The following is a 26,590-nucleotide window of genomic DNA, read 5'->3' as shown; positions in this document are numbered from 1 at the left end:
GCGGCGCATACAGTTTCGCCGCCACTCGGAATTCGTGCCGGGCGACCCGCCGTTCACGCGCGCACTCCCAGTTCGGCCGCGACCGTATCGGTGATGTCCCGCACGCTGGTGAACGGGCGCACCACGACCTTCGCCACGGTGCCGTCGGCGCGCAGCAGCACCGAGATCGGCAGCACGGCGGGCGCGTGAACGGCGGTGCGCACCTTGGTATTCGCATCTTCCACACCCGGCAGATGGATGCCGAGGCCACTCAGCCGGGACAGGCCCTTGGCGGCGCCGGGATCACTGTGCACGGTGAGCACCGTCACGGCGCCGCGGGCCTGCTCGGAAAACTGTTGCAGCAGCGGCAGTTCCTCCGCGCACGGCCCGCACCAGTAGGCCCACAGGTTGAGCACCGCGGGCTTTCCGGCCAGCGCGGCAACCAGATCCACCGGGCGGCCGTCGGCCAGGCAGTCGAGAGTGATGCCCCGCAAGGGACTGTCCCCCACCGGCGCCCCACTCGGAGCCGGGCAGGCGGCCAGCGCCGCCGCCGCTCGATCAGCAGCCGAAACCTGCTCCTCGGCGGGTGCCGACGGCACCTCGGAGGCGGGTATCGAGGCCGCGCTGTCGTGACTGCGATGCAGCAACGGCCACAGCGCCACCACCAGCGCGACGACCACGATCACCGCCACCGCCGCCCACCGCCACCGCGCGCTGCCGGTCATTGTGGTGGGGTCGGTCGGGTCTTCTCCGCTCGAAGCGTTCGGGCTCACAGCCCCACCAGGCCGAGCAGATGCTCGGTCTCCGGTCCCTTGACCAGTTTGGCGGCGGTCACCGGATCGGTCGGGCCCTCGCCGAACGACGGGCAATCCTTGGCCAGCAGGCAGGCGCCGCAGGCGGGCTTGCGCGCGTGGCAGACCCGGCGGCCGTGGAAGATCACCCGATGCGAGAGCATCGTCCAGTCCTTGCGCTCGATGAGCTCGCCGACGATGTGCTCGACCTTCACCGGATCCTCTTCGGTGGTCCAGCCCCAGCGCCGGACCAGCCGGCCGAAATGGGTGTCGACGGTGATGCCCGGCACGTCGAAGGCATTGCCGAGAATGACATTGGCGGTCTTGCGGCCGATGCCCGGCAGCGTGACCAGCTCGTCCAGGGTGGACGGTAATTCGCCGTCGAAGCGCTCGACCAGCTCCTGGCCCAGGCCGATCAGCGAATTCGTCTTGTTGCGGTAGAAGCCGGTCGGCCGGATGTACTCCTCGAGTTCGGCGCGATTGGCTTCCGCATAACCGCGGGCGTCGCGATACTTCGCGAACAGCGCCGGTGTGGTCTGATTCACACGCACATCCGTGCATTGCGCGGAAAGGATTGTCGCCACAGCCAATTCGAGCGGATTCGTGAAGTCGAGTTCGCAGTGCGCGTCCGGGAATGCCACGGCCAGCTCGCGGTTCATCCGGCGGGCCCGGCGCACCAGGCCCAGCCGTGTCTCCTTCGCAAACTTCGCTTTGACCTTGGCAGACCCGCCGGCGGCCGGAGCGGTGGCAGTCTCGGCGGCGGCTTTCGTTGTCGCATTGGATGCCGCGCCGGCTGTCGCGTTGGATTCGGTGACACGCACCCGTCCACCTTACGGAACCGGATCGTGTCGACAACCGGCCCGACTACCCGCCGTGTTCCATCTGAGACCTTCTCCGTGTTTACTCACCCCTATGCAAGGACTCGCTGTGGTGCTGTTTCCGATAGCGCTGATGCTGTTCGCGTTGGTGATGGAACGGGTCGAGAATCGGCTGAGGAAGCTGCTCGAGCCGGACCCGGAGGTCCAGCAGTACCTCGATCGAGCCACGAATGCCGAGGTCAGCGACCTGACCAAACTGGGATTGCCCGCCGCGGCGGCGCGTCCCCGGCGGGCTCGGCCCGCCGCCAAGGGCATGGACGTCGCACAGGCGAGCTAGCTCCGGGCTCGCCAACGACGAATCCCCCGGCCACCGGCCGGAAACGGACTTCTTTCGCAATCGTCATTTCGCAGCCTGCGCGGCGTGTCGTAAGTTTGAAGTTCGCGTGTCGCAAATCCGCTCTATGCGTGTCGCGTACTGGGCTTCCAAGTGACCGAGAATGAGCTCGGCGCGTGGTGTCTATCACTACCCGGCGGTATTGCAAAGTAGACTGCACTGTCGGCCGAGTCGTTTCGGTCCAGGACAGAGCCATTTCCCATAAGGAGCACATTCGTGGACGAGGCCCTCGCCAGAGCAGGCATCTTCCAAGGCGTAGAGCCCACCGCGGTGGCGGCTCTCGCCAAACAGCTGCAGCCCGTTGACTTCCCGCGCGGCCACGTGATCTTCAACGAGGGGGAGCCGGGCGACCGGCTCTACATCATCACCTCGGGCAAGGTGAAGATCGGCCGCAGGTCCCCTGACGGTCGTGAAAACCTGCTCACGATCATGGGTCCGTCGGATATGTTCGGCGAGCTGTCGATCTTCGACCCGGGTCCGCGGACCTCGACGGCCACCACCGTCACCGAGGTCAGAGCGGTCACCATGGACCGTGACGCCCTCAAGTCGTGGATCGACCAGCGTCCGGAGATCGCCGAGCAGCTGCTTCGCGTGCTCGCGCGGCGCCTGCGCCGCACCAACAACAACCTCGCGGACCTCATCTTCACCGATGTCCCGGGCCGTGTCGCCAAGGCGCTGCTGCAGCTCGCACAGCGGTTCGGCACCCAGGAGGCGGGCGCGCTGCGCGTGACCCACGACCTCACCCAGGAGGAGATCGCCCAGCTGGTCGGCGCCTCCCGCGAAACCGTGAACAAGGCGCTCGCCGACTTCGCGCACCGCGGCTGGCTGCGACTCGAGGGCAAGAGCGTGCTCATCTCCGACTCGGAGCGCCTGGCGCGCCGCGCGCGGTAACAACTCTCGGGAGCTCTCAGGGGCAAGCCCCTGAAACCCCGGAGACGATAAAGGGACCGTGCTGTCCCCACCGACGGTGAGGACAGCACGGTCCCTTTCGTGTCTTCAGCCGTGCGAACGCAGGTAGGCCAGTTGGGCTTTCACCGAGCTGGCAGCGGCGGGCCAGAGGGTCTTGGGGACGTCGGCATAGACGTGCGCGACGATCTGCAGGGTCTTGGCGTCGGGGCCGAGCTTCTCGAGGGCTTCCCGCACCTGCTGCAGGCGCTCCTCGCGGTGCTGAATGTAGAAGCGCAGCACCGGTTCCGCATCGGGGTGGTCGGGGCCGTGAGCGGGCAGCAGGGCCCGTCCCTTGCCGGCTTCCACCAGCTTGCCGAGGGAATCCAGGTAGTCGGCCAGTGCGCCGTCACGGGATTCGAGGACGGTGGTGCCGCTGCCGAGGACGGTGTCACCGGTGAGCAGCAGGCGCTCGTCGTCCGGGCCGTCGACGAGGAAGCTGACCGAGTCGGTGGTGTGGCCGGGGGTCGCGAGGACGGTGATGCGCAGGCCCGCTTCCTCGATCACCTCACCGTCGGTGAGGGCGCGGCCGGAACCGCGCAGGAAGTCGGATTCGACCGCGCGGACCGGGGTTCCGGTGGCCTTCACCAGGCGGTCGATGCCGCCGGTGTGGTCGTGATGGTGGTGCGTGATGAGGGTGAGCGTGATCTCCCCGCCCGTCGCGCGCACGAGTTCCTCGGTGTGCTTGCGGTCCTTGGGACCCGGGTCGACGAGCACGTAGGCGGTGCTGCCGGGGGCGCGCAGCAGCCAGGTGTTGGTGCCCTCCAGCGTCATTCCGCTGGGGTTGTCGGCCAGCACCACTCCGGCGGAGGGGGTGACCTGCCGCAGTTGCTCGTAGGCGGGATGAGTGAGGGTCATGCTCTTGTCCTAATGCACGGCGCGCGGTGCGTCCAGCCTTGAACGCACCGCGCTTGCTTTGTACGCCAAGCTTTTTCAGCGCACCTCGGCGATGAGTTCCACCTCGACGGGGGTGTTCTTGGGCAGTTCGGAGACGCCGACGGCGGAGCGCGCGTGCACGCCCGCATCGCCGAGGACCTCTCCGAGGAATTCGGAGGCGCCGTTGATCACCAGCGGCTGATCGCCGTAACCCGGTGCGGAGGCGACGAATCCGACGACCTTCACGATGCGCACGACATTGTCGAGTCCGACGAGCCCGTGAATGGCGGCCAGCGCGTTGAGCGCGCACAGCTTGGCCAGTTCGGCGCCCTGTTCGGTGGCGACCTCGGCGCCGAGCTTGCCGGTGGCGGGCAGCTGCCCGTTCACGAATGGCAGCTGGCCGGAGGTGTAGACGAGATTGCCGGTCCGCACGGCCGGGATGTAGGCCGCGACCGGGGCGGGCACGGACGGTAGTTCGAGGCCGAGCTTCTTCAGGTTCTCCGCCCAGGCGGTGGCGGCGGCCATCAGTTCTTGGCTCGCTTCAGGTAGGCGACGTGCTGCTCGCCGGTCGGGCCGGGCAGCACGGTGACGAGTTCCCAGCCGTCGGTTCCCCACTGGTCCAGGATGGCCTTGGTCGCATGGGTCAGCAGCGGCACCGTGGCGTACTCCCACTTGGTCACATCACTCATGGGGCGAGATTAGCCCTCGGAGTGGTTTCCCCAGTACCCCAGGCCCTCCGAGTACGCTCCCCTATTGGGAAATACGGGTTTCCAGAGTGGTGTATCAGACAGTTGCGGAGTCCTGTGGGCGAGAACCAGGAACGAGTTATAGAGTCGCGAGCGTGGGAGTACCGATAGCTGTGCCCGTTTCGGTTGAGCCGGGGGTCGAGGCAGGTTGGCCGGAGCGGGCGGACAAGGCCCGCCTGCATTACGTTTCCGGCAAAGGGGGGACCGGTAAGTCGACGGTCGCGGCAGCATTGGCGCTCGCGCTGGCCGCCGGCGGACGGCGCGTCCTGCTGGTGGAGGTCGAGGGCAGGCAGTCCATTGCGCAGCTGTTCGATCTGCCGCCGTTGCCGCCCACCGAAACTCGCATCGCCGCCGCGGACGGCGGCGGTGAAGTGGTGGCGCTGGCGCTCGATGTCGAACATGCCTTCCTGGAGTACCTGGACATGTTCTACAACCTCGGTTTCGCCGGTCGCGCCATGCGGCGGGTCGGCGCCATCGAATTCGTCACCACCATCGCGCCGGGGCTGCGGGACGTCATCCTCACCGGCAAGATCAAGGAATGCGCGGTGCGCGTCGACAAGTCCGGTAAGCCGGTCTACGACGAGATCGTCATCGACGCACCGCCGACCGGGCGCATCGCCGCCTTCCTGGACGTCACCCAGGCCATGGCCGAGATCGCCGGCGGCGGCCCCATCGCCTCTCAGGCCGTAGGGGTTTCGAAGCTGCTGCACTCCGAGCAGACCATGATCCATCTGGTGACCCTGCTGGAGGCGCTACCGGTGCAGGAGACCGCCGACGCCGTCGCGGAACTCACCGCCAACGACCTCAATATCGGCACGGTCATCGTGAACCGCGCCGGCGAGGGCTACCTGCCGAAGCCGGTGCGCGAGCGCGCCGCCGCCGGCGACATCGACACCGACGCGCTGCGGACGGGACTCGCCGAGGCCGGAATCGCCTTGTCCGAGGCCGACTTCCAGGGCCTGGTGGCCGAAACCGTGGAGCATTCGGCCCGCCTGCACGCGCAGGACGAGAATGCCGCGGATCTGGCGCAGGTGAACATTTCCCGTCTCTACCTGCCGTCGCTGGCCGACGGCATGGACCTGGGCGGGCTCTACGAGCTCGCCGAGGTTCTCGCGGCGCAGGGGGTCCGCTAGTCATGATCGTTCCGGCAGGCGTTGTCCCCCTGGACATTTCGAAGATCATCGCCGATCCGTCGGCCCGCATCGTGGTGTGCTGCGGCTCCGGCGGGGTCGGCAAGACCACCACGGCCGCGGCGCTGGCCCTGCGCGCGGCCGAGTCGGGCCGCAAGGTCGTGGTGCTGACCATCGATCCGGCGCGGCGGCTGGCGCAGTCGCTGGGCGTGTCCGATCTCGGAAACACCCCGCAGAGGGTGGAACTCGGCCCGGAGGCCGAGGGCGAACTGTTCGCCATGATGCTGAACATGCGCCGCACCTTCGACGAGATGGTGCTGGAGCACACCACGCCGGAGAAGGCCGAACAGATCTTCGCCAACCCGATCTACCAGACCGTGGCGTCCTCCTTCGGTGGCACGCAGGAGTACATGGCCATGGAGAAGCTGGGTCAGCTCGCCGGCAAGCGCGAGTGGGATCTGATCGTGGTCGACACTCCCCCGTCGCGGAACGCCCTGGACTTCCTGGATGCGCCCAAACGGCTCGGGAACTTCTTGAACGGCAAGATGATTCGCGTCATCATGGCGCCGGGCCGCGGGGTCGGGAAGCTGGTGGCGGGCGCGATGAGCCTGGCGCTGCGCGGGGTCTCGACCATTGTGGGCGGGCAGTTGCTGAAGGACGCGTCGCTGTTCCTGCAGTCGCTGGAGTCCATGTTCGGTGGTTTCCAGGATCGCGCGGATCGCACCTACGCCATGCTGTCCCGGCCCGGCACCCACTTCATCGTGGTGGCGGCGGCCGAGACGGATGCGTTGCGCGAGGCGTCGTTCTTCGTGGATCGGCTGTCGACGGACAAGATGCCGCTGGCGGGTCTGGTGCTGAATCGCACGCATCCGGTGCTGAGTTCGCTGTCGGTGGAGCAGGCGCAGGTGGCCGCGGACCGTCTGGCCCCCGAGACGCCGGTGAACGGTAAAGCCGACGCGCAGGGCGACACGCCCGAGACGCCGGAGGCTCTCACGGCCGCCGTGTTGCGGATTCACGCGCATCGGGCGGCGACCGCGAAGCGGGAACAGCATCTGCTGCACCGGTTCACGGGTGCGCATCCGAGCGTGCCGATCGCGGCGGTCACGGCGCTGCCGTTCGAGGTCGCTGACCTGGAGGCGTTGCGCGCGGTGGGCGATCAACTCGCCGAAGCGGGCGCGGCGGGATCGGCTTAGCGACAAGGCCCCTTCCCATGTGGGCCTCGCACCGGAATGTTTCCGGATGAAACCTCCGGAAAGGAGTGTTTCGCCCGGCTTGTCCCTGAAAACGGATCGAGCCCGCTCGAAGCGGGCTCGATCCGTTCTGCTTTCGGGGATACTTGGCTACATCGCTACTTTCTGCGCTCGCTGGACTCGGAAGAAGTCGGACCAGCTGGTTACCTCAGGATGCTGCTTGAGCAGCGCACGGCGCTGCCGCTCGGTCATGCCGCCCCACACACCGAACTCCACACGGTTGTCCAGGGCGTCTGCCCCGCACTCCATCAGCACCGGGCAATGCCGGCAGATGGTCGCTGCCTTGCGCTGTGCCGCGCCACGCACGAACAGCTGGTCGGGATCTACTTCCTTGCATCGGGCCTGGGAAACCCAGGCGATTCTCGCTTCGGCCTGCTCTACGTCCAATCGAGCGATGGGGGTAGTCATATGCATTTGGTGTGCCCCTTTGCAGTCCGAACACCGGGTCACGGCGCTCCAGAATCGCGTGCAGCGCGCAGTTACCCAACCCCACTGCGAACTGCACCACATTCCACTTTGAGTGTTAGCTCTATCACACTGGGTTCTCAATCTAGGTAATGGTGTGCGGCCTGCGCAAGACCGTCCCGAGATTTTCTGGTACGTCCGTCCATGCATTCGAGACATGGAACCGGGCAGTCCGTCTCTTTCAGGACGAATGGACACCCGCGCCACGCGGACACCGACTGCCAGAAAGGGCAATTAGGCTAGGGGCCGTGCCGATCACACGAACGCTCTGGAGACTTGCCGGCAGCTGCGTCCTGGCCGCCGTGCTTCTCGCCGGACTGCTGTTCCCGCTTGCCGGCGGGTTCGGCTTCATCTCCAACCGAGCAGCCGACGCCGTCGACAATGTCTCCGCGGAACTCGTGGAAGGCACCGTGCCCGCGGTGTCGACCATGGTCGACGCGAACGGCACACCGTTCGCCTGGCTGTACGAGCAGCGCCGCTTCGAAGTACCCAGCGACAAGATCGCCAACGACATGAAGCTCGCGCTCGTGTCGGTGGAGGACCGTCGCTTCGCCGAACACCACGGTGTGGACTGGCAGGGCACGTTCCGCGCCTTCCTCACCAATACCTCCGGCGGTGAGATCCAGCAGGGCGGATCGACCATCGACCAGCAGTACGTGAAGAACTACCTGCTGCTCGTGGTGGCCAAGACCGATGCCGAGCGCCGCGCCGCCATCGAGACCACGCCCGCGCGCAAGATCCGCGAGATCCGCATGGCGCTGACGCTGGACAAGCAGCTCACCAAGGACGAGATCCTCACCCGCTATCTGAACCTGGTGTCGTTCGGCAACGGCTCCTACGGGATTCAGGACGCCGCGCAGACCTACTTCGGCGTGGACGCCAAGGATCTGACCATGGTGCAGGCCGCCATGCTGGCCGGCATGGTGCAGTCCAGCTCCAAGCTGAACCCGTACACCAACCCGCAGGGCGTGCTGGAACGCCGGAACACGGTGTTCGACACGCTGATTGCGAACGTGCCGAGCCGTGCCGACGAGTTCCGCCAGGACAAGACCCAGCCGCTGGGCGTGCTGCCCGAGCCGAAGAGCCTGCCCAGTGGCTGCATCGCCGCCAACGACCGCGGCTTCTTCTGCGACTACGCGCTGCAGTACCTGGCCGACGCGGGCATCAGCCGCGATCAGATCAACCGCGGCGGCTACCTGATTCGCACCACCCTGGACCCGGCGGTGCAGGACTCGGTGCGCAATTCACTGGTCGCCAACGCCGACCCGAATCTCGACGACATCGCCGAGGTCATGAATATCATCGCGCCCGGCCAGGATTCGCATCAGGTGCTGGCCATGGGGTCCAGCCGCTTCTACGGCCTGGACGCGAACGCGCACCAAACGGTGCAGCCGCAACCGTATTCGATGGTCGGTGACGGCGCGGGCTCGATCTTCAAGATCTTCACCACGGCCGCGGCCATGGAGAAGGGGCTCGGCACCAGCGCGCAACTCGATGTGCCCGGGTCGTTCCAGGCCAAGGGCATGGGTAATTCGGATTCGCCCGGCTGTCCCGCCGAGACCTACTGCGTCAAGAACGCGGGCAACTACAAGTCGCCGATGTCGGTGACCGAGGCGCTCGCGACCTCGCCGAACACGGCCTTCGTCAAGCTGATTCAGGCCGTGGGCGTGACGCCGACCGTGGACATGGCGGTCCGCCTCGGGCTGCGCTCGTACACGCTGCCGGGGACGTCCGGCAACGGCAATCAGAGCCTGGCCGACATGGTGAAGAGCCAGAACCTGGGTTCGTTCACCCTGGGCCCGCTGGCGGTCAATCCGCTCGAACTGTCGAATGTGGCCGCGACACTGGCCTCCGGCGGCAAGTGGTGCCCGCCCACCCCGATCAAGGAGGTGCTGGACCGCAACGGCAAGCAGGTGCCGCTGACCCAGCAGGCCTGTGAGCAGGTGGTCGATCCGGGGCTGGCCAATACGCTGGACGATGCGCTGAGCCAGGACGTGGTGAGCGGTACCGCGGCGGCGTCCGGCCGGTCGGTGGGCTGGAACGTGCCGCTGTCGTCGAAGACCGGTACCACCGAGACCAACCGCTCGTCGGCGTTCCTCGGGTTCACCAATTCGTTCGCCGGCGCCGCGCTCATCTACGGCGATACCGGTACGCCCGGCCAGATCTGCTCGTTCCCGCTGCGCAGCTGCGGCAGCGGAAACCTGTTCGGTGGTAACGAGCCCGCCAAGACCTGGCTCGGGGCCATGCGGCCGATGCTGGATCACTATCCGCCGTCGGTGCTACCGCCCCTGGACGACAAGTACGTTCGCGGATCGAACAATTCGCAGATCCCGGATGTGGTCGGCATGAATCAGGCGGAGGCCACCTCGACGCTGGTCGGGGCGGGATTCCAGGTGTCGGTGACCACGCAGCCGGGCCCGGACAAGGGCAAGGTGCTGGGTATTTCGCCGAGTGGGTCGGCGATTCCGGGGTCGGTGGTGAACCTGTACGTGAGTGACGGCAGTCAGGTACCCGCGCCGGCCGCGCCCAATAACGTGCCGCTACCGAACATTCCGGGGTTGCCACCGCTGCCGGCACTGCCGCCGATACCCATACCGATTCCCATCCCCAGGTAGGGATGACCGGTGAAAACGCAACGGCCCCCGTCCTTTTCGGACGGGGGCCGTTGTCGTTCCGGAGGGAATCGGTCAGAGCCGGGACTTGACCGCGGCCGAGATGCGCGAGCCGTCGGCGCGGCCCGCGGCGAGGGCAGTGGCGATCTTCATGACCTGGCCCATCTGCTTCATGCCGGGGCGCTCACCGAGCTGCTCGGCGACATCGGCGATGGCGGTGTCGGCGATATCGGCCACCTCGGCGTCGGTCAGCGGGGTGGGCAGGTATTCGTCGATGATCTGCTCTTCGGCGCGCTCGTTGGCGGCGAGCTCGCCGCGGCCGTTCTGCTCGTAGACGACGGCGGCCTCGTTGCGCTTCTTGGATTCCTTGGACAGCACGGCGATGACTTCGGCGTCGGAGAGTTCACGCGCCTCCGGGCCCGCGACCTCCGCGGTCTGGACGGCGGCGAGCAGCATGCGCAGCGTCCCGAGGCGCAGCGTATCCCTGCTCTTCATCGCGGCCGTCATGTCCGATCGCAGTTTGCTCTTGAGTTCCGACATGAGGCACACGCTACCGCCGGTTACCCGGCGGATCGCCGGATTTTCCGAGGTGTTGTCCTGACCAGGCGCAAGCCACCGAAACCCCAGGAGGCATGTCCCGTCTCGGGAATCGCCACATACACCCCAAGCGGAGTGGTCCCCGCCATTTGGGTCGATGTTTCTCGGCCCGGTCGCCTATTCTGGGCAAATGCCCGTAATCTCGACCTCCGCCCTCAGCCGCGCCGCCTTGGGAGCCGCCGGGGCCGCGGTCGCCGGAATCGGTTATGCCTCGCTCATCGAGCGGAACATGTTCACGCTGCGTGAGGCGACGCTACCGGTACTGGAACCAGGGAAGCCGTCACTACGGGTATTACACATCTCCGACCTGCACATGACGCCCGGCCAGCAGTTGAAGCAGGCGTGGTTGCGGGAGCTGGATCGGCTGGAGCCGGATCTGGTGGTGAACACCGGCGACAATCTGTCGCATCAGAAGGCGGTGCCTTCGGTGGTGCAGTCGCTGGGCGGGCTGCTGGCGCGGCCGGGCATCTTCGTGTTCGGGTCGAACGACTATTTCGCGCCGGTGCCGAAGAATCCGCTGAAGTACTTCGACAAGGATCACAAGCGCGTCTACGGTGATCCGCTGCCCTGGCAGGATCTGCGCGCCGCGTTCACCGAGCGGGGCTGGCTGGATCTGACGCATGTGCGCCGCGATATCGAGGTCGCGGGCGTGAAGATCTCGACCGCGGGCGTGGATGATCCGCATCTGCAGCGGGATCGGTACGACACCGTCGCGGGTGCGCCGAATCCGTTGGCGGACTTGAGCATCGGTCTCACGCATTCGCCGGAGCCGCGGGTGCTGGATCGCTTCGCCGCGGACGGCTACGACCTGGTGATGGCCGGGCATACGCACGGCGGCCAGTTGTGTGTGCCGTTCTTCGGTGCGCTGGTGACCAATTGCGGTATCGACCGGGCGCGGGTGAAGGGCGCTTCCCGCTGGGGTGCGCATACCCGCCTGCATGTTTCGGCCGGTCTGGGTACGTCGCCGTGGGCGCCGTACCGGTTCTGCTGCCGTCCGGAGGCGACCCTGCTGACACTGGTGGGTGCACCGCCGAAGAAGCCGGTGTCGGAGTCCGGCCGGGGACGCGCGACCTCCGAGGCCGTCGTGCGTTGAAGTACCCGCCGCGATAGCCGTCGCGGCATGTAGTGAGTCAGGGGACGACCGTGACCAGTGGAAATGGGCCGAACGAAGCACCGCGGCCGGGTCCGGAACCGGACTGGTGGCAGGCCGCCGCCACCCCGGAGTCACCACGGGATGAACAGCCGGACCAGGGCGAGCGGGAATCGGGTCAGCCGCCTGCCGTCGAGGGGCAGACGCCGATCTCCGATGCGCCACCGGCTTTCGGCCCACCCGTGTACGGCGCCGAGCCGCCCGGGTATGGGGCGCAGCCGCCGGGCTTCGGTTCTCCGCCGCCGAATTACGGTGGCGGGCAAGGCAATCCGCAGTGGCAGCCGGGTGGCACGCCGCCGCCGACCGCGCCGATCACCGGTGGTTCGTACCCGGGACAGTCGTATCCGGGCGGTTACGGCCAGGATCCCTATCAGTCGCAGCCCTATCAGCCGACGCAGCAGTTCCCGGCCGGGCCGCAGTTTCCGCCGCCGCCAGGGCAGTTCGGGCCGCCCGGGTACGGGCCGCCGCCGGGTGGCGGGCGGCGCCGGGGTTGGCTGCTGGGCGGGATCGGCCTGCTGGTGGTGGTGATCATCGGCGTGGTGCTGACGCTGGTGCTGGTGAACCGGCATTCCGGTACGCCGTCGGCCAAGTCGATCGTCCCATCGCCGCTGGACAGCGTCGTGACCACGACGCCGAACGGTTCGCAGAATCCGAGTGGCACGCCGGCGCCGGTCATTCCGGGCTTCCAGGTGGTGACGATTCCGGACAATGGTGCGGCGTATGACGTTCCGGCGGATTGGAAGATCGATCAGACCGGTCAGACCGCCTTCGGCAGCGGGGCGGATCAGATCCCGATCGCGGGTCTCGCACAGGACGGCGTCGAGTACTGCCCGAATTACGTGCGCACCAACGTGTTCCTGAGTCAGTCCGACGAGCAGGATCCGACCAAGGCGGCGACGGATATCGCCACGCGCATGGGCCGGGTGGGCTGGACCAGCTCGACCGGCACGACCGTCGGTGCGGCGGAGCAGTTCTCGTCCTCCGACGGGCAGTTGCAGGGCGTCTACATGGAATCCAAGGGCAATGCGCCGGCTCCGGCCGCGGGCTGCGCCTCCACCTATTCGATCTATACCTTCGCCTTCCCCGGTGACAATGGCGCGTTCGTGTTCACGATCGCGGCGGACACCGGGGTGGACAAGTCGGTGGACGCGACACTGGCGAAGAAGATTCTGGCCAGTATCCGACCGATGTAGCCGGCGCAGGCCGGGGCAGTTCGACTCGTCAGACAGGGGGTCCGACGATGACCAGTGGTTTCGACAATGGCAAGGACGATCCGGACCGGACCACGTCCAGCGGGGATTGGTGGAAGGGGGCGCCGGAGCCCGGATCACCGTGGGAGTCGCACCCGCTGCATCCGGTGCAGCCGCCGGGTCCGGTGCAACCGCAGGGGCCTCCGCGGCAAGGCCCGCCGCAACAGGGGCCACCGCAGCAGGGTCCGGTGCCGTGGCAGTCCGGTGGCCCGGCGTCCGGTGCACCGCCGTACCAGTCGGGCGCGAATCCCTTTCCGCCGGGCCAGACTTCACCGCTCGGCACGAATCCCTATCAGCAGGGCCAGAATCCGCCGACGGGGCCCGGGTATCCGTCCGGCTCGAATCCCTACGCGTCGGGTCCGGGTGCGTATCGGACCGCGCAGCAGCCGCCACCGGTGCCGCCGTATACGGGTTATCCCCCGACCGGCGGCGGCGGTGGTGGGGGTGGCGGCGGCCGGGGCCGGGGGCGGGTGTGGCTGTTCGTGGGTATCGGCGCGCTGGTGGTGGTGATCGCGGTGGTGCTGGCGGTGGTTTTCGTGAATCAGAATTCCGGCTCCAGCGCGCAGTCCACGACGACCACCACGGCGCCGGCGACCACCACGACGCCGTACAGCGCGACGACCGCCCCGGCCACCACCACACCCGCGGCGATCATTCCCGGTTATCAGGTGGTGGTTCCGAACGGTGTGAAGGCGGCGTGGGATGTCCCGGCGGACTGGAAGATCGATCAGACGGCGACCGGTTTCGGGACGGGCGCAGACGCAATTCCGGTCAATGGTCTCGCCACCGAGGGCGACAACTATTGCCCGAACTACACCCGCACCAACATGTTCCTCACCCTGAGCGACAAGTCCGATGCCGCGGCGGCGGCCGCCGATGTCGGCGCGCGCATGGCGAAGGTCGGCTGGTCGACCCGCACCTCCACGAACGCCGGAGCGGCCCAGCCCTTCTCGTCGACGGACGGCAAGCTGAACGGCGTCTACCTCGAGACCAATGGCGCGTTCACGCCACCGGATCCCAGTTGCGCCTCCAGCTACTCCGTCTACACCTTCGCCGTCAGCAGCGGCACCCAGTCCCTGGTCCTGACAATCGCCGCCGACACCGGCGTGGATCGCTCGGTGAACGCCGACTTCGCCCGTAGGCTACTAGCCACCTTCCGCCTCTTTTAGACCACCTGACCAGCCGATTTAACGTCGGACGCAACCTTGCGCTAAGCTACTCCAGGTTCGCTTCACGGGGTGTGGCGCAGCTTGGTAGCGCGCTTCGTTCGGGACGAAGAGGTCGCAGGTTCAAATCCTGTCACCCCGACGTGTTGGTTGAGACACAGGAAAGGCCCTGATCAGTTTTACTGGTCAGGGCCTTTTCGTATGTGCGGGTTTGCGCAGTTGTCTTGTTCCGCAGGGGAACTCGGGATCAGCCGGCGGCGGGGCGCAGCAGGGTGCCGCCGAGGTGGTTGGCGTGGGTGGCGAGGATGGTGCCGAGGGTGGCGGCGGAGGCCGGGTCGGCGGGGGTGAGGACGACGATGCTGTGGTCGGAGCCGTCGGGGCTGGTGAGGGTGTCGTAGTAGACGGTGAGGTGGCCGGCTTCGGGGTGGTTGATGCGTTTGGTGCCGTGGCTGCGGTCCTGGACGGTGTGGTCGTCCCACCAGGCGGCGAATTCCGGGCTCTCGCTGTGCAATTCGGTGATGACCTGTTGCAGGCGGGGGTCGTCGGGGTGGCGGGCGGCATTGCGGCGCAGATTGCCGACGGTTTCGCGGGCGATGCGTTCCCAGTCGAGCTGGGCGACGCGGGTGGCCGGGTCGAGCAGGGTGAGGCGGGCGGCATTGGCGCCGGCTTCGAAGTCGGGGCCGAAGGTGGCCGCGGCGGCGGTATTGCGCGCGAAGATGTCCAGCCGGAAGTCCATGAGGTAGGCGGGCAGTTGCGGCATGCCGTCGAGGATGGCGCGCAGGGACGGCGGCGGTTCGGTGGGCCGCGTGCGGCTGGGCGGCTGCGCGCCGCGGGCGATCAGATGCAGGTGGGCGCGTTCGGCGTCGCTCAGCTGGAGAGCTTCCGCGAGGGCGTCGAGGATGGCGGCGCCCGGGGTGCCCGCGCGGCCCTGTTCGAGGCGGATGTACCAGTCGATGGAGACGGCCGCGAGCTGTGCGACCTCCTGGCGGCGCAGTCCGGGGGTGCGGCGTTGCCCGGTACTGGACAGTCCGGCTGCCTCGGGTGAGAGCCGTTCCCGCATGGCGCGCAGGAAGGCGCCCAGTTCCGTTCCGGGTCCCGTTGCGTCCACGGTGGTCCTCCTCTCGCGGGAATCCCACCGGCCACGGACCCCCGGTGCCCAGCCTAGGCCGCCCGGCTGGGTGGCATGCGCAATACCAGGGTGCGGACGGCCTTCCTGGATGTCCCGGATTTCAGGATTCTTGTCTTGCTATTCGAAACGCCCTGAGGAGTACCGCCATGATTCGCACCGCACGCATCGTTTCCGCAGCCTTCGCCGTGGCGGCCTCCTGTCCGTCGCCGCGTGCGGACAGGACAGTGCGAAGAGTTCCGTCCCCGCCACGACGTCCGCGACCGCCACGGCCGTGCCGTCGGTGCGGGTCCGCTCGAACATCCCCGCGACGGCCACACAGTTCACCGTGACCTCACCGGATGAGACATCCGATCGCACCTTCCCCGCCGACTTCTACGCGAATGCGTTCGGCTGCACCGCCGCCAACCATGCTCCGCACCTGCAGTGGTCGGGCGCACCCGCCGCCGCGAAGAGCTTCGCCGTCACCATGTTCGATCCGGATGCGCCGTCCGGCGCAGGCTTCTGGCACTGGATGAACTGGGATATTCCCGCCACCGCAACGGCTTTCACCGCCGGCGCGGCAGGCATCGCAGGCCTGAACGACGCGGGCATCCCGAACTATGTGGGCCCGTGCCCGCCGTCCGGTGACGGCCCGCACCACTACCAGATCTCGGTCCTGGCCCTGGATACCCCATCGCTGGGCCTGCCCGCGGCGACCACCCCGACCGTAGCGGCGTTCTCCATGGGCTCGCACATCATCGGGGTGGCGCACCTGACCTTGGTCGCCCAGCGTCCCTGATCAGCACGGCGAAGGGTCCCGGCCGACCGGGACCCTTTGTCGTGTAAAGGTTTTCAGCCCAGGTGCAGGCGGCGCATGAGGCGCAGGGTGACCAGGGTGGATTTGAGCTGTTTCTCGTAGGGCATGCCGGAGCGGGCGGCCATGATCTGCTTCTTCTGCACGCCGATATTGATGGTGTCGGTGTACTTGAGCAGGCCGGCGGCGCCGTGGCGGGTGCCGACGCCGGACTGTTTGATGCCGCCGGAGGGGGTGCCCTTGGCTGCGTAGGTGGTGACGAAGCCGTCGTTGATATTGACGCTGCCGGCTTCGATGCGTTCGGCGAGTTTGCGTGCGCGGTCCAGGTTTCCGGCCCACACGCTGGCATTGAGGCCGTAGGTGGTGGCGTTGGCGAGGTCGACGGCCTCGTCGTCGGTGGTGAACTTGTAGATGGTGACGACCGGGCCGAAGGTTTCCATGGTGGCGTGCGCCATGTCGGGGGTGACGCCGGTCAGGACGGTCGGTTCGTAGAAGGCGGGGCCGATATCGGGGCGCGGCTTGCCGCCGGTGAGGACGGTGGCGCCCTTCTCACGGGCCTCGTCCACGTGGGCGGCGACGCGTTGCAGCTGATCGACCGATACCAGCGAACCGAATTCGGGTTCGAAGTCGTAGCCGGCGCCGATCTTGGAGCCCAGTTCCTCTGCGGCAGTGACGAATCGGCGTACGAACTGGTCGTGAATGCGCTCGTGCACGTAGATGCGTTCGATGTGCATACAGGCCTGGCCGGTATTGCCGAAGACGGCGAAGGTGGCCGACGGGATGGCCTCGTCGAGGTTGGCGTCGTCGAGCACGATCATCGGGTTCTTGCCGCCGAGTTCCAGGCTGCAGCCGATGAGGTTGCGGCCGGCCTGCTCGCCGATGCGGCGGCCGGTGGCGGTGGAGCCGGTGAACATGACGAACTCGACATTGTCGATGAGGGTGGGCCCGACGTCCGGTCCGCTGCCGCATACGACCTGGACGAGTCCGCGCGGCATGCCCGCCTGGTGCAGCAGTTCGATGCCGTAGAGGGTGCAGAGTGCGGTCTTGTTGTCCGGCTTCATGACCACGCCGTTGCCGGCCATGAGCGCCGGGGTGGAGTCGGACATGGCGATGGCGAACGGGAAGTTCCAGGGCGCGATGACCGCGACGACGCCCTTGGGCCGGTGTTCCTCGGTGGAGGAGGTGATGATCGGCATGGGCCCGCTGCGCTTCTTGGGCTTGAGCGTCTTCTCGGCGGTCTTGAGGTAGTGGGCGATGACCATCGGGGTGTCGCAGGCTTCTTCGATGGCCATGCGGCGGGTCTTGCCGCAGCCGAGCTGAATCAGCGTCGCGATGGTCTCGATTTCGGAGAGGATGAGCTCGTGTGCCCGTTCGAAGACGGCGAGCCGGTCGTGCAGCGAGCGGGAGGCCCATTCCTGCTGGGCGGCGCGAGCGGTCCGGACCGCGGCGACCACGTCCTCGGGCGAGGACTGCGGGAGCTGCCCGATGAGGTCGCCGGTGTAGACCTCGATCATGTCGAAGGGTTCGCGCTTCTCACCGGCCTTGCCCGCGACCACCATGCCGGTGAGCCGGTCGATCATCGATTCCGTGATGCCCGGCGGGAGCTGGGCCTTGTTCAGGCCCGAGGTCCCGGCTTCCGAGCCGCTCTGCGTCTCCGTTGTGCTCATGGCGCTCTCTCCACTACTTGCCGCCCGTGACGGCGGTCACCATGTTCCAAACTAGAACACGTTATTGTTCAGGACAACGGTGCGGGGTAGTTTCGTCCCCGGATCCAGGATTGGCCACGTGGAAGGAAAGGTCGGCGATGACCGCAGCGACTGCTGAAACGAGTAGCAACACCGAGCCGCATGCCCTGGTCGAGAAGCGCGGCGGCACGCTGATCGTCACCATGAACCGGCCCAAGGCCAAGAACGCCCTCACCGGCGAGATGCTCGCCATCATGACCGACGCGTGGGACACGGTCGACAACGATCCGGAGATCCGCACCTGCATCCTGACCGGTGCGGGCGGCGCGTTCTGCGCGGGCGCGGATCTGAAGAACATGAACAAGCAGAACCCGGGCGAGAACATGAAGGAGGGCAGCCCGTTCGATCCTTCACGGATCCCGGGGCTGCTGAAGGGGCGTCGCCTCACCAAGCCGCTCATTGCGGCGGTGGAGGGGCCGGCCATTGCCGGTGGGACCGAGATCTTGCAGGGCACGGATATTCGCGTCGCCGGTGAGAGCGCGAAATTCGGTATCTCCGAGGCGAAGTGGAGTTTGTTCCCGATGGGTGGGTCCGCGGTGCGGCTCCCCCGCCAGATCCCGTACACCATTGCCGCCGAGCTGCTGCTGACCGGCCGGCACATCACCGCCGCCGAGGCGTTGCAGTTCGGCCTGATCGGGCACGTGGTGCCGGACGGGACGGCGCTGGACAAGGCGCTCGAACTCGCCGAGATCATCAATAACAATGGGCCGCTTGCGGTTCAGGCGATCCTGAAGGTCATGCGGGACACCGAGGGCCTGCACGAGGAAGAAGCCTTCAAGATCGATGCCAAGGTCGGTCTGCCCGTCTTCCTCAGCCAAGACGCGAAGGAGGGCCCTCGCGCCTTCGCCGAGAAGCGGAAGCCGAACTTCCAAGGGAAGTAAAGAGATCGGGGGTGTGAGGGTTTACACCCCCACACCCCGATCAGCGGCAGCGGTCCTGCCGGCCGTCAGCGCGCGGCTACTTCTTCACCGAGGAAGCCGCCCGATTGACGCCGCCACAGTTGCGCGTAGGCGCCTTCGGCATCGAGCAACTCGTCGTGCGTGCCCTGTTCCACGATCCGGCCGCGGTCGAGGACGACCAGCCGGTCCATGCCGGCGACCGTGCTCAGGCGGTGTGCGACGACCATGGCCGTGCGTCCCTCCATGAGCTCCCAGAGGGCCTGCTGCACAAGCATTTCGCTTTCGGAGTCGAGGGCGCTGGTGGCCTCGTCGAGCAGCAGGATGGGCGCGTCGCGGAGGATGGCGCGGGCCAGGGCGACGCGCTGACGTTGGCCGCCGGACAGTTTCACGCCGCGTTCGCCGAGCAGGGTGTCCATGCCTTCCGGTAGGTCGTCGGAGAATTCGGTGACGTGGGCGGCCTCGGCGGCGCGCCGGACTGCTTCGTCGGTGGCGTCGGGCCGGGCGAAGCGGATGTTGTCGCGCAGGGTGCGGTGGAACATGGCCGGGTCCTGCGGGACGTAGGAGAGCAGACCGCGCAGGTCGGCCTGCCGTAGTCGCGAGATGTCCTGGCCGCCTATGCGGATCGCGCCGCCGTCGATGTCCATCATGCGCAGCAGCAGCTGGGTGAGCGTGCTCTTGCCACCGCCGGAGCGGCCGACCAGCCCGATCCTGGCGCCGGCCGGGATATCCAGTTCGAGTCCCCGGAACAGCGGTGCGGCGCCCGGGTGCGCGAACTGCACCTTGTCGAAGTGGATACCGCTGTCCTTGGGCCGCAAGGGTTCCGGCTCGTCACGGTCGAGCACGGTGGGCGATTCCAGCAGCAGTTCGGTGAACTGTGCCGCCTCGGTGGTGGAACTCTCCAGTCGCCGGTAGATCTGGTTGAACCGGAACATGATGCCGGTGGCGTTCCAGTAGTAGGTGAAGGTCACCATGATCACCTCGACGCCGGCGTGCCCGCCGCGGAGCCCGAGCGCGATGAGCAGTCCGGCCACATTGACGATCACCATCAACGGCATGACGGCGGTGTCGATCCGGAGATTGTTGTAGTCCCAGGAGCGCAGCGAGACGCGCCGCTGATCCGCCACCCGCCGCCGGTGTTCGGCCAGTTCCAATGGTTCGGCGGCGAAGGCCCGCACCACCGGCATATTGGAGAGGGTGTCGGCGACGTGCCCGGAGACCCGGGCGATGGCGGCCTCGCGTTCGGCCACCAGGGATTGCCGGCGCCGGATCAGTGGCGTGACAACGCATCCCGCGAGGGCGATCAACCCGAGCAGCACGATCACCAGCATCGGGTCGAAACGCCACAGCACCACGGAGGCGAAGGTCAGCGGCACCAGCGCGGCGACGATCTCGAAGGCGAGGGTGTCGGCGAATTCCTCGAAGCGGGTGGCGAAGCTGAGGGCTCGTTTGGTGAGCGAGCCCGCGAAGTTGTTGTGGAAGAACGCCGAGTCCTTGGCGAGGAGTTCGTCCATGGCGACGTTGTAGAGGTGCTCGATGCCGTATCCGTCGAGCCGGTTGAGGAAGTGAATCCCTATGCGCCACAGTATTTCCGAGAGCATCAGCAGTCCGGCGAAGCCCAGCACGTACGGTGCGAGCGTCCGGAACGACGAGTCGCCGGTGGCGGCGACCTTACCGATGACCATCGCGACCAGCAGTGGCGCGATGTACAGCTGACACATATTGCCGAGCGCCGGCCCGAGCATGGCCGGGATCGTGATCATCTTCCGCCGGGCCAGCTCCCGGCCGTAATAGCGCAGAACCAGCGTCACGGCGGAGGTGCGCGAACTCATCCATCCCCTCTCGAATCAGGTGTTCGAGCAGTACAGATGGCTCATCGTTCCTGGTGGACGGTGTTTCGCGCCACTGATTTTCGAGGCGCCGGTTTCGGGGCCCGGTTTTCGGCGCTGGGTGATCGCAGAGCCCCGATCACCCAGCGCCGGCAGCGGATGCCGATCGGAGCACTGGCCCGGCACCCACGTTCGGGTCAGTCGGCCGGTTTGACCGTCCGCTTGACGATGGCGCGCGCGACGCCCGGCAGGAAGCGCCGCATGAGGTAGCCGGGCCGGGCCTGGCCGGGGAAGACGAACAGCGGCGTCTTGGATTTGGCGAGCGCCTGCTCCAGCGCGTCGATGACGCCTTCGGGGGTCATGCCCTTGGCGCCGGCGAGCACGGATTCGTTCTCTTCGCGCACCTTGGCGAGGAAGGGCGTCTCGACCATGGGCGGGCAGAGTGCGACCAGTCGCACGCCGGTGTCGTCGAGTTCGTAGGAAAGACTGTCGACGAACCCGATGACCGCGTGCTTGGAGGCGGAGTAGCCGGCCATGCCCGGTGAGGGCAGCCAGCCGGCGACGGAGGCGAAGAGCACGACGGTGCCGCGGCCGGTCTTCTTCATGGCGGGGATGACGGCCTGGCAGAAGTTGACGGTGCCGATGTAGTTGACGTCCATCATCTTCTTGATCTGGCGCACATCGTGATCCAGTGCGGTGGCGTGCACGTGGCACATGCCGGCGGCGTGCACCAGCCGCTCGATGGTGCCGAGTTCGGCGCGCACCTTGTCGACGACCGCGAAGACCTGGTCGGTATCGGAGACGTCGCAGACGTAGGTGTGCATGTTCGGTGAGCGCTGCGCGGTCTCGGCGAGTCCGTCGGGGTTGAGGTCGACGGCGGCGACCTGCCAGCCGGCGGCGGCGAGCCGCTGGGCCACGATGCGGCCCATGCCGCTGGCGGCTCCGGTTACCAATGCTGTCTGGGTCATCTGACCTCCCGGGTCTGCAACACCGTGGCGGCGTCGTCGAAAGTCATGCGCAGTGCGCCGATACGGCTGGAGAAGAGTGCGGGTTTGGGCAGGCCGAGGGCGCGCAGCCGGTCGGAGACGGGGTGGTCGCCGAGTTCGATGTGCGCGCCGCCGGGTCGTCCGCTCACCTGGGCGGGGTTCATCACCCACGGGGTGCGCCGGAGGATGCCGTTGCGGTGGGTGTAGGCGTCGATGGAGGCGCCGCCCGCGCCGCCGGGCATGGGTATGCCGTTCGAGATCCGCAGTGCGAGCACGAGTTTCCCGTCTTCGCGGACCTCGCAGCGGTGGCCGCCGCGCACCGGTGTGATGTCGATGTCGGCCATGAGTTTGGGGAAGCCCCAGATCGATTGCCCCGCTTCGCAGGTGAAGCTCTGGTTCACCGGCAGCCAGTGGATGTAGGCGCCGGTACTGCCCTTGCGTCCCGCCTGTTTCGCCATCAGGGAGAAGGCGAATTCGTGGTAGGGCCCGAGGTCGCCGTCGACGTAGCGCACGAAGGCGAGGGAGAGCACGGCCCGGCCCAGCAGGGTGAAGGGCTCGAGTCCGGTGCCGGTGAGGAGTGCGCCGGCGGCTCGTGCGTCGGTGAGGAACAGTGCCGAGCATGCGTCGGCGTGGCGAATTTCGACCGGCATCCGGACTTGTTCGCCGAGTACGGAGTGCGCCTCTGCCATATTCGAATTAGAACAGGTTCCAGCAGGATCCGTCAGGGGTTTCGCCCAGTCGTCCCGGTGACCGGGAGCGGGCTCGGCCGGTTTTGTCATAACGAGTTATCGCACCTCATGGTCGGGTTCACGGGCCTCCGCGCAGGGGCTTGGATGAGCGGGAGCGGAGTGCCGCGATCGGTGAAGGTGAAGCCCGCGCCGCTGCTGAAGCGGGTGATGGCAACCTCGGGGGCTTCGCGGAACGGAGTGTCGGCGCGCGTGATCTCGACCGTGAGCGAGCAGTCGCTCACCGCCCGGACGGCGGTGCGGTAGTGCGGATTCACCCCGCGCACCATGGCATCCAGTGGTGCGAGGTTGCCGGGTTCCACCAGCAGTGCGGCCCAGGCCCCGTCGTCGACGGCGCCGCAGGCGCGGCCGAGGCGCAGTTCCACGGTCTGCTCGCCGCCGGTCGTCTCGGTGGATACCTCGGCGTCCACATAGGCGGCGGGATTGAAGGCGGGGTGCAGGCGCAGCACCTTGGCGAGGGCGGCGGCGTCATCGCCGAGTCCCAGTGCGAGACGGATGCGTTCAGCGGTGAGTCCGGCGATACCGGTGAACTGCTTGCGCACGATATCCAGCGCCCGCTCCGGATCGGTGCGGGCCTCGACGGCGGTCCGGAAGCCGAGGGTCAGCAGGTGATGCTGCAGGCACACCTCGTCGGCGATGCGGATGAGCGCCGACCGGGAGAAATCGCCGAAACGCAGATCGCTCAGCAGCGGGCCCGAATACTCGTGCTGCCCGGGATCTTCCGGATCGATGGCGGTGAGCGCGATTCCGGCCGCGTGCGTCCCGGCCACCAGTTCGGCATCGGCGATCGGGGGTGGCGGTTCGTGACCCGGATCGATGGTGACGGTCCACGCGCACACCGGCGTCCGGTCGGCGGGCACCCGCGGCGGCCGGTGCACGGGCCGTACCCGCGCATGCGGATTGGTCGCGAGGGCAGTCGCGTCGAAAGTGGGGTCCTCGATGTGATGGCACATGCCGACCACGAAGTCCTCCCCCATGGGTTCCACGTCGGCCAGCGCGCCGCAGTGATCCAGGTGGAATTCGCCGTAGTCGTGGTCGCGGACCAGGAAGCGGAAGTCCATGAATTGCGGTGGCGCACCGATATCCAGCTGGAAGCCCTTGAAGATGGTGTCCACGCCGTCACCGGTGATGCCGAGGGCGCGGCGCATGCGCCGGGTGTAGATCGGGCTGGCGAGCCGCCATTCCTCGATGGCGACCTCGGTCATGCCCGCGCGCCCGAAAGCGCCGAGGGCGTGGGCCATTCCGGAGCGGTCGATGAGGTGCCCGCACAGCAGCAGTTCGGGCACCAGCACCGCCAGTTCGCTGCGGGACAGTGCCGCGTATCGACTGTTCACCACAGCGGGACCGGCCCCTGCCCGACCGGGTACCAGCCCGGCAGCGGTCCCCCGGACACCGACCGTTCGATCCGTTTCTGCATACCGGGCGAGAGTGCGTTCGTGGTGATCATCTCCACGAAAAGCGCCGACACATTGCCGAAGTCGAAGAAGTCGCGCTGCCAGGACCATCGGTAGTCGCCCGCGTAGCGGAACCAGCTGCCGCCGATGCCTTCCGGGCTGTAGGGGCGGCCGTCGGCGCGTTGTTTCTCGTTGATCTGCTTCCAGAGTCCGATGACGCTGCCGCTGCGTTCGTCGACCACGAATTCCTGGTACGGGTAGGTCCAGCCCTCCAGCCCGAACATTTCCTGTCCGAGCGCGATATCGCGGATCTCGTCGCGGCCGACGGCCATGAATTCCTGTTGCGGGCCGTAGTTCCACCCGTAGGTGGCGTCCTCGGTGTAGAAGTGCGCCAAGGGTTTCCAGTCGCCCTGGGCTTCGCATTCCTTGTTCTCGTCCACCCAGCGGCGGATCATCTCGTCGAGTTCGTCACGGGACCAGGACATGGGGGCTCCTCTAGTCGGCGGAACTGTCTTCCACCAGTGACAGGGCTTGGGTGGGGCAGTAGCGGACGGCGGCGCGGGCCGCCGCGAGATCGGGGCCGGGGTCGGCGCGCAGGATCTCGACCTGGCCGGCCTTGGGCACGTGGAAGAGTTCCGGGGCCTCGTCCTGGCAGACCGCGTGCCCCTGGCAGAGATCGAGGTCGACGACGAGACGCATCAGGAACCTCCGTGGTCCTTCGGATCGGTATCATTCGACGGCGCGGGATCCCGCTGCCGCAGTGGCGCTTCCGGCTGCACTTCGACGAGTACGAGGTGCGCGCCGCGCGGGGTCGACACCACCGCGGCGACGGCGGCGGCGATATCGGAGGCGCGCAGCATGTACGGGTGCCGGGCGAAACCCCATTTCACCCAGTCCGCCAGCAGCGGCCCGACCACCTCGGGCGTGGCCTGCATGCCCATCCCGGTGAGGGTCTGCCCCGGACGCACGATGGAGGAGCGGATTCCGCTGCCCTCCAACTCCATCCGCAGCTGGGTAGCGAAAGCCTCGACGCCGGATTTGGCGGCGTTGTAGGCGCCGGCGCCGGGCCGCACATGGTCGGCGCAGTCCGAGCCGATGACCACGAAGTCGCCGCGCTGCCGGTCGAGCATGCCGGGCAGTACCCGGTGCGCGAGCCGCTGCGCGCCGACGAGGTGCACGCGCACCTGGGAGTCGAAGACGTCGGGGTCCATTTCCCAGCCCCGGCCGAATTCCAGATCGCCCGCGCCGGATACCACGATTTCCGCAGGGCCGAGGGCCTTTTCGGCGGCGGTGACGAATTCGTCGACCGACGCGGTGTCCGTGACGTCGAGCCGGTGCGCGAAGGCTTCTCCCCCTTCGGCGCGGATCTTCTCGGCGAGGGTCTCGCAGACGTCGACCCGGCGCGCGCCGAGGGCGACCGGATGCCCGAGTTCGGCGAGGGCGACGGCGGTGGCGGCCCCGATACCGGAGGACGCGCCCGCGATCAGTGCGGGCCGCCGCGCGGGATGTGGCGCGAAGCGTGGCATTACCGGACCTCCACTCGCACGGGCAGTTTCGCGAAGCCGCGCACGTTCACCGAATGCACGCGTTCGATTCCGGTGTCCGGGATCTCGTAGCGGCCGACGCGATCGGCGAACTCGCGCAGCACGATTCCCGCTTCCAGCCGCGCGAGGTGGGCGCCCAGGCAGAAGTGCACGCCCTTGCCGAAGCTGATGTGCCCGCCCTTGTCGGGTCGTTCGATGTCGTAGCGATCCGGCTCGGTGAAGGCGGCGGCGTCGCGATTGGCGGAGCCGATGAGCAGCAGCACCTTCGAGCCCGCGGGGATGGTGCGGCCGTAGTACTCGAGGTCGATGGCGGCGGTGCGCGCGAGGATCTGGCTGGAAGCGTCGTAGCGCAGCGTCTCCTCCACCCAGTCGTCGACGAGTTCGGGGTGCGCGGTGACCCGGGCGTACTGGGCGGGGTTGCGGCCGGCCCAGTACAGCGCATTGCCGAGCAGTTTGGTGGTGGTCTCGTTGCCGGCGACCACCATGAGGAACATGAAGCCGAGGATCTCGTCTTCGGTGAGGTGATCGCCGTCGGCTTCCGCGTCCAGCAGCGCGGAAGTGAGGTCCCCGGTGCGGTGCTTGCGCCGGTCGGCGATCATCTCGGAGTAGTACCGGTACAGCTGCAGCGCGGCTTCCATGGCCGGCACGGGAACGTCGAGGACGCCTTCCTCGCGGTGCAGCAGCAGGTCGGCGAGCCGCCGCAGTTCCGCGCGGTCGGCTTCGGGGACGCCCAGCAGTTCGGAGATGACGTCCATGGGCACCTGGCCCGCGAGATCGTCGATCCAGTCGAATTCGCCGCGCGCCAGGGCGGGTTCGAGGTATTGCCGGGTGATCTGCCGGATGCGGTCGCTCATCTCGGTGACGCGGCGGGGCGTGAAGCCCTGGTAGACGAGTTTGCGCAGGCGTACGTGGCGGGGGTCGTCCATGGCCAGGAAGGACATGGTCCGGTGCGCGTGCGGACCCCAGGCGGCGGGGTCCAGGGAGACGCCGTTGGCGCTGGAGAGCCGTTCGGCGTCGCGGAATCCGGCGGCCACATCGGCGTGCCGGGACAAGGCCCAGAAGTCGAGTCCGGGGTTGTGATAGAGCGGCGCTTCGGTGCGCAGGCGCTCGTACACGGGGTAGGGGTCCTCGTGCATCCGGTAGTCGTAGGGATCGAACAGCAGGGGTTCGAGGGAGGCTGCGGTCATCGTCTGGGGCACCTCGTTTTCGATAACGCGTTCATCGGCGCTGAGGAACGCCGTCCGGCCAATGAGGACACATAGCTGGACACGTGTCTGTACGGTACTAGCGGGCGGCTGAGCTGACAATGGAATCCGGCCATTCGGCACGGCCATGACCGGCAAACTGAAACATGTTCTT

General features: G+C 67.5%; 27 protein-coding genes and 1 tRNA gene. 11 read left to right on the top strand and 17 right to left on the bottom strand.

All coding sequences use genetic code 11. The annotated features are described in order from the left end of the window. Positions 1–53: 53 nt before the first annotated feature. Together ACIP5Y_RS34325 and nth are read right to left on the bottom strand one after the other, a co-directional pair. Complete coding sequence (locus tag ACIP5Y_RS34325) at positions 54–704, bottom strand: TlpA family protein disulfide reductase (protein WP_400356934.1); 651 nt, start codon at positions 702–704, stop codon at positions 54–56. A 44-nt stretch (positions 705–748) separates the two neighbouring features. After that, positions 749–1,591: an endonuclease III gene (gene nth / locus ACIP5Y_RS34320; RefSeq protein ID WP_400356558.1), complete on the bottom strand. Its 843-nt coding sequence runs from the start codon at positions 1,589–1,591 to the stop codon at positions 749–751. A 91-nt stretch (positions 1,592–1,682) separates the two neighbouring features. Between nth and ACIP5Y_RS34315 the strand changes: the two genes are divergently transcribed. Together ACIP5Y_RS34315 and ACIP5Y_RS34310 are read left to right on the top strand one after the other, a co-directional pair. Further along, complete coding sequence (locus tag ACIP5Y_RS34315) at positions 1,683–1,925, top strand: hypothetical protein (protein ID WP_033089361.1); 243 nt, start codon at positions 1,683–1,685, stop codon at positions 1,923–1,925. Positions 1,926–2,198: 273 nt separating this feature from the next. After that, entirely contained in the window at positions 2,199–2,873 is a 675-nt protein-coding gene (locus tag ACIP5Y_RS34310) for a Crp/Fnr family transcriptional regulator (RefSeq protein WP_011206875.1), read from the top strand. A gap of 105 nt (positions 2,874–2,978) precedes the next feature. Here ACIP5Y_RS34310 and ACIP5Y_RS34305 read toward each other — a convergent pair whose 3' ends face one another. From ACIP5Y_RS34305 to ACIP5Y_RS34295, 3 genes are all read right to left on the bottom strand, one after another. Then, positions 2,979–3,785, bottom strand: coding sequence for an MBL fold metallo-hydrolase (locus tag ACIP5Y_RS34305; protein ID WP_400356557.1), 807 nt, complete (start codon positions 3,783–3,785; stop codon positions 2,979–2,981). 75 nt (positions 3,786–3,860) lie between these two features. Then, entirely contained in the window at positions 3,861–4,328 is a 468-nt protein-coding gene (locus ACIP5Y_RS34300; protein WP_400356555.1) for a RidA family protein, read from the bottom strand. Then, positions 4,328–4,492, bottom strand: a complete 165-nt coding sequence (locus tag ACIP5Y_RS34295; RefSeq protein WP_400356553.1) for a hypothetical protein — start codon at positions 4,490–4,492, stop codon at positions 4,328–4,330. Before ACIP5Y_RS34295 ends, ACIP5Y_RS34300 begins: the two co-directional genes overlap by 1 nt. Positions 4,493–4,662: 170 nt before the next feature. Here ACIP5Y_RS34295 and ACIP5Y_RS34290 point away from each other — a divergent pair, with 170 nt between their 5' ends. Beyond that, positions 4,663–5,682, top strand: coding sequence for an ArsA-related P-loop ATPase (locus tag ACIP5Y_RS34290; protein ID WP_400356551.1), 1,020 nt, complete (start codon positions 4,663–4,665; stop codon positions 5,680–5,682). A 2-nt stretch (positions 5,683–5,684) separates the two neighbouring features. Then, positions 5,685–6,872 (top strand): ArsA family ATPase, encoded by a 1,188-nt coding sequence (locus tag ACIP5Y_RS34285; protein ID WP_400356549.1) that lies wholly within the window; start codon positions 5,685–5,687, stop codon positions 6,870–6,872. A gap of 147 nt (positions 6,873–7,019) precedes the next feature. Here the strand turns inward: ACIP5Y_RS34285 and ACIP5Y_RS34280 are convergent, their stop codons facing one another. Beyond that, entirely contained in the window at positions 7,020–7,343 is a 324-nt protein-coding gene (locus ACIP5Y_RS34280) for a WhiB family transcriptional regulator (RefSeq protein ID WP_397005530.1), read from the bottom strand. A gap of 299 nt (positions 7,344–7,642) precedes the next feature. Here ACIP5Y_RS34280 and ACIP5Y_RS34275 point away from each other — a divergent pair, with 299 nt between their 5' ends. Further along, a complete protein-coding gene (locus ACIP5Y_RS34275) occupies positions 7,643–10,009 on the top strand; it encodes a penicillin-binding protein (protein WP_400356547.1) in 2,367 nt (788 codons plus the stop codon). A gap of 72 nt (positions 10,010–10,081) precedes the next feature. Here ACIP5Y_RS34275 and ACIP5Y_RS34270 read toward each other — a convergent pair whose 3' ends face one another. After that, complete coding sequence (locus ACIP5Y_RS34270; protein WP_400356545.1) at positions 10,082–10,546, bottom strand: GatB/YqeY domain-containing protein; 465 nt, start codon at positions 10,544–10,546, stop codon at positions 10,082–10,084. Between the two features lie 187 nt (positions 10,547–10,733). Here ACIP5Y_RS34270 and ACIP5Y_RS34265 point away from each other — a divergent pair, with 187 nt between their 5' ends. The 4 genes from ACIP5Y_RS34265 to ACIP5Y_RS34250 all read left to right on the top strand — a co-directional run bounded on the left by ACIP5Y_RS34265 (position 10,734) and on the right by ACIP5Y_RS34250 (position 14,311). Next, positions 10,734–11,696 carry a metallophosphoesterase gene (locus ACIP5Y_RS34265; RefSeq protein WP_400356543.1) on the top strand — a complete coding sequence of 321 codons (963 nt, stop codon included), beginning with the start codon at positions 10,734–10,736 and terminating at the stop codon, positions 11,694–11,696. A 50-nt stretch (positions 11,697–11,746) separates the two neighbouring features. Then, positions 11,747–12,946 (top strand): hypothetical protein, encoded by a 1,200-nt coding sequence (locus ACIP5Y_RS34260; protein ID WP_400356541.1) that lies wholly within the window; start codon positions 11,747–11,749, stop codon positions 12,944–12,946. 47 nt (positions 12,947–12,993) lie between these two features. Beyond that, positions 12,994–14,172 carry a hypothetical protein gene (locus ACIP5Y_RS34255; protein WP_400356540.1) on the top strand — a complete coding sequence of 393 codons (1,179 nt, stop codon included), beginning with the start codon at positions 12,994–12,996 and terminating at the stop codon, positions 14,170–14,172. A gap of 65 nt (positions 14,173–14,237) precedes the next feature. After that, positions 14,238–14,311: transfer RNA gene (locus tag ACIP5Y_RS34250), tRNA-Pro, on the top strand. Positions 14,312–14,416: 105 nt separating this feature from the next. Here ACIP5Y_RS34250 and ACIP5Y_RS34245 read toward each other — a convergent pair. Then, positions 14,417–15,277 carry a helix-turn-helix transcriptional regulator gene (locus tag ACIP5Y_RS34245; RefSeq protein WP_400356538.1) on the bottom strand — a complete coding sequence of 287 codons (861 nt, stop codon included), beginning with the start codon at positions 15,275–15,277 and terminating at the stop codon, positions 14,417–14,419. Between the two features lie 346 nt (positions 15,278–15,623). Here ACIP5Y_RS34245 and ACIP5Y_RS34240 point away from each other — a divergent pair, with 346 nt between their 5' ends. Further along, complete coding sequence (locus ACIP5Y_RS34240) at positions 15,624–16,076, top strand: YbhB/YbcL family Raf kinase inhibitor-like protein (RefSeq protein ID WP_400356536.1); 453 nt, start codon at positions 15,624–15,626, stop codon at positions 16,074–16,076. 53 nt (positions 16,077–16,129) lie between these two features. Here the strand turns inward: ACIP5Y_RS34240 and ACIP5Y_RS34235 are convergent, their stop codons facing one another. After that, positions 16,130–17,758 carry a succinic semialdehyde dehydrogenase gene (locus ACIP5Y_RS34235; protein WP_400356534.1) on the bottom strand — a complete coding sequence of 543 codons (1,629 nt, stop codon included), beginning with the start codon at positions 17,756–17,758 and terminating at the stop codon, positions 16,130–16,132. 137 nt (positions 17,759–17,895) lie between these two features. Between ACIP5Y_RS34235 and ACIP5Y_RS34230 the strand changes: the two genes are divergently transcribed. Continuing rightward, positions 17,896–18,717, top strand: coding sequence for a crotonase/enoyl-CoA hydratase family protein (locus ACIP5Y_RS34230; protein WP_400356532.1), 822 nt, complete (start codon positions 17,896–17,898; stop codon positions 18,715–18,717). A gap of 65 nt (positions 18,718–18,782) precedes the next feature. Here the strand turns inward: ACIP5Y_RS34230 and ACIP5Y_RS34225 are convergent, their stop codons facing one another. The 8 genes from ACIP5Y_RS34225 to ACIP5Y_RS34190 form a co-directional block, all read right to left on the bottom strand. Continuing rightward, the gene (locus ACIP5Y_RS34225; protein ID WP_400356530.1) at positions 18,783–20,564 is read right to left on the bottom strand and encodes an ABC transporter ATP-binding protein; all 1,782 of its coding nucleotides are present in this window, start codon (positions 20,562–20,564) and stop codon (positions 18,783–18,785) included. 194 nt (positions 20,565–20,758) lie between these two features. Further along, the gene (locus tag ACIP5Y_RS34220) at positions 20,759–21,529 is read right to left on the bottom strand and encodes an SDR family NAD(P)-dependent oxidoreductase (RefSeq protein WP_400356528.1); all 771 of its coding nucleotides are present in this window, start codon (positions 21,527–21,529) and stop codon (positions 20,759–20,761) included. Further along, positions 21,526–22,236 carry an acetoacetate decarboxylase family protein gene (locus ACIP5Y_RS34215; RefSeq protein WP_400356526.1) on the bottom strand — a complete coding sequence of 237 codons (711 nt, stop codon included), beginning with the start codon at positions 22,234–22,236 and terminating at the stop codon, positions 21,526–21,528. Before ACIP5Y_RS34215 ends, ACIP5Y_RS34220 begins: the two co-directional genes overlap by 4 nt. A gap of 86 nt (positions 22,237–22,322) precedes the next feature. Beyond that, on the bottom strand, positions 22,323–23,630 hold the full coding sequence (locus ACIP5Y_RS34210) for a hypothetical protein (RefSeq protein ID WP_400356524.1): 1,308 nt from the start codon (positions 23,628–23,630) through the stop codon (positions 22,323–22,325). Then, a complete protein-coding gene (locus ACIP5Y_RS34205; RefSeq protein ID WP_400356523.1) occupies positions 23,624–24,172 on the bottom strand; it encodes a nuclear transport factor 2 family protein in 549 nt (182 codons plus the stop codon). Before ACIP5Y_RS34205 ends, ACIP5Y_RS34210 begins: the two co-directional genes overlap by 7 nt. Before the next feature lie 10 nt (positions 24,173–24,182). Next, on the bottom strand, positions 24,183–24,386 hold the full coding sequence (locus ACIP5Y_RS34200) for a ferredoxin (protein ID WP_400356521.1): 204 nt from the start codon (positions 24,384–24,386) through the stop codon (positions 24,183–24,185). Beyond that, positions 24,386–25,213, bottom strand: coding sequence for an SDR family oxidoreductase (locus ACIP5Y_RS34195; RefSeq protein ID WP_400356519.1), 828 nt, complete (start codon positions 25,211–25,213; stop codon positions 24,386–24,388). Before ACIP5Y_RS34195 ends, ACIP5Y_RS34200 begins: the two co-directional genes overlap by 1 nt. Continuing rightward, entirely contained in the window at positions 25,213–26,418 is a 1,206-nt protein-coding gene (locus ACIP5Y_RS34190; RefSeq protein WP_400356517.1) for a cytochrome P450, read from the bottom strand. The genes ACIP5Y_RS34195 and ACIP5Y_RS34190 overlap by 1 nt, the downstream gene beginning before the upstream one ends. Between the last annotated feature and the right edge of the window lie 172 nt (positions 26,419–26,590).

It is taken from the genome of Nocardia sp. NPDC088792, from assembly GCF_044750615.1.
Taxonomy (GTDB): Bacteria; Actinomycetota; Actinomycetes; order Mycobacteriales; family Mycobacteriaceae; genus Nocardia.
The sequence above is the reverse complement of the archived record's forward strand: the minus strand, read 5'-3'. Positions and strand labels throughout refer to the sequence as shown.

What these genes read in the sequence shown, in the direction of transcription:
- ACIP5Y_RS34325 (WP_400356934.1), bottom strand. Translation starts at nt 704, where the DNA reads ATGACCGGCAGCGCGCGGTGGCGGTGGGCGGCGGTGGCGGTGATCGTG.
- ACIP5Y_RS34315 (WP_033089361.1), top strand. Translation starts at nt 1,683, where the DNA reads ATGCAAGGACTCGCTGTGGTGCTGTTTCCGATAGCGCTGATGCTGTTC.
- ACIP5Y_RS34305 (WP_400356557.1), bottom strand. Translation starts at nt 3,785, where the DNA reads ATGACCCTCACTCATCCCGCCTACGAGCAACTGCGGCAGGTCACCCCC.
- ACIP5Y_RS34300 (WP_400356555.1), bottom strand. Translation starts at nt 4,328, where the DNA reads ATGGCCGCCGCCACCGCCTGGGCGGAGAACCTGAAGAAGCTCGGCCTC.
- ACIP5Y_RS34295 (WP_400356553.1), bottom strand. Translation starts at nt 4,492, where the DNA reads ATGAGTGATGTGACCAAGTGGGAGTACGCCACGGTGCCGCTGCTGACC.
- ACIP5Y_RS34285 (WP_400356549.1), top strand. Translation starts at nt 5,685, where the DNA reads ATGATCGTTCCGGCAGGCGTTGTCCCCCTGGACATTTCGAAGATCATC.
- ACIP5Y_RS34280 (WP_397005530.1), bottom strand. Translation starts at nt 7,343, where the DNA reads ATGCATATGACTACCCCCATCGCTCGATTGGACGTAGAGCAGGCCGAA.
- ACIP5Y_RS34270 (WP_400356545.1), bottom strand. Translation starts at nt 10,546, where the DNA reads ATGTCGGAACTCAAGAGCAAACTGCGATCGGACATGACGGCCGCGATG.
- ACIP5Y_RS34265 (WP_400356543.1), top strand. Translation starts at nt 10,734, where the DNA reads ATGCCCGTAATCTCGACCTCCGCCCTCAGCCGCGCCGCCTTGGGAGCC.
- ACIP5Y_RS34255 (WP_400356540.1), top strand. Translation starts at nt 12,994, where the DNA reads ATGACCAGTGGTTTCGACAATGGCAAGGACGATCCGGACCGGACCACG.
- ACIP5Y_RS34235 (WP_400356534.1), bottom strand. Translation starts at nt 17,758, where the DNA reads ATGAGCACAACGGAGACGCAGAGCGGCTCGGAAGCCGGGACCTCGGGC.
- ACIP5Y_RS34230 (WP_400356532.1), top strand. Translation starts at nt 17,896, where the DNA reads ATGACCGCAGCGACTGCTGAAACGAGTAGCAACACCGAGCCGCATGCC.
- ACIP5Y_RS34225 (WP_400356530.1), bottom strand. Translation starts at nt 20,564, where the DNA reads ATGAGTTCGCGCACCTCCGCCGTGACGCTGGTTCTGCGCTATTACGGC.
- ACIP5Y_RS34220 (WP_400356528.1), bottom strand. Translation starts at nt 21,529, where the DNA reads ATGACCCAGACAGCATTGGTAACCGGAGCCGCCAGCGGCATGGGCCGC.
- ACIP5Y_RS34215 (WP_400356526.1), bottom strand. Translation starts at nt 22,236, where the DNA reads ATGGCAGAGGCGCACTCCGTACTCGGCGAACAAGTCCGGATGCCGGTC.
- ACIP5Y_RS34205 (WP_400356523.1), bottom strand. Translation starts at nt 24,172, where the DNA reads ATGTCCTGGTCCCGTGACGAACTCGACGAGATGATCCGCCGCTGGGTG.
- ACIP5Y_RS34200 (WP_400356521.1), bottom strand. Translation starts at nt 24,386, where the DNA reads ATGCGTCTCGTCGTCGACCTCGATCTCTGCCAGGGGCACGCGGTCTGC.
- ACIP5Y_RS34195 (WP_400356519.1), bottom strand. Translation starts at nt 25,213, where the DNA reads ATGCCACGCTTCGCGCCACATCCCGCGCGGCGGCCCGCACTGATCGCG.
- ACIP5Y_RS34190 (WP_400356517.1), bottom strand. Translation starts at nt 26,418, where the DNA reads ATGACCGCAGCCTCCCTCGAACCCCTGCTGTTCGATCCCTACGACTAC.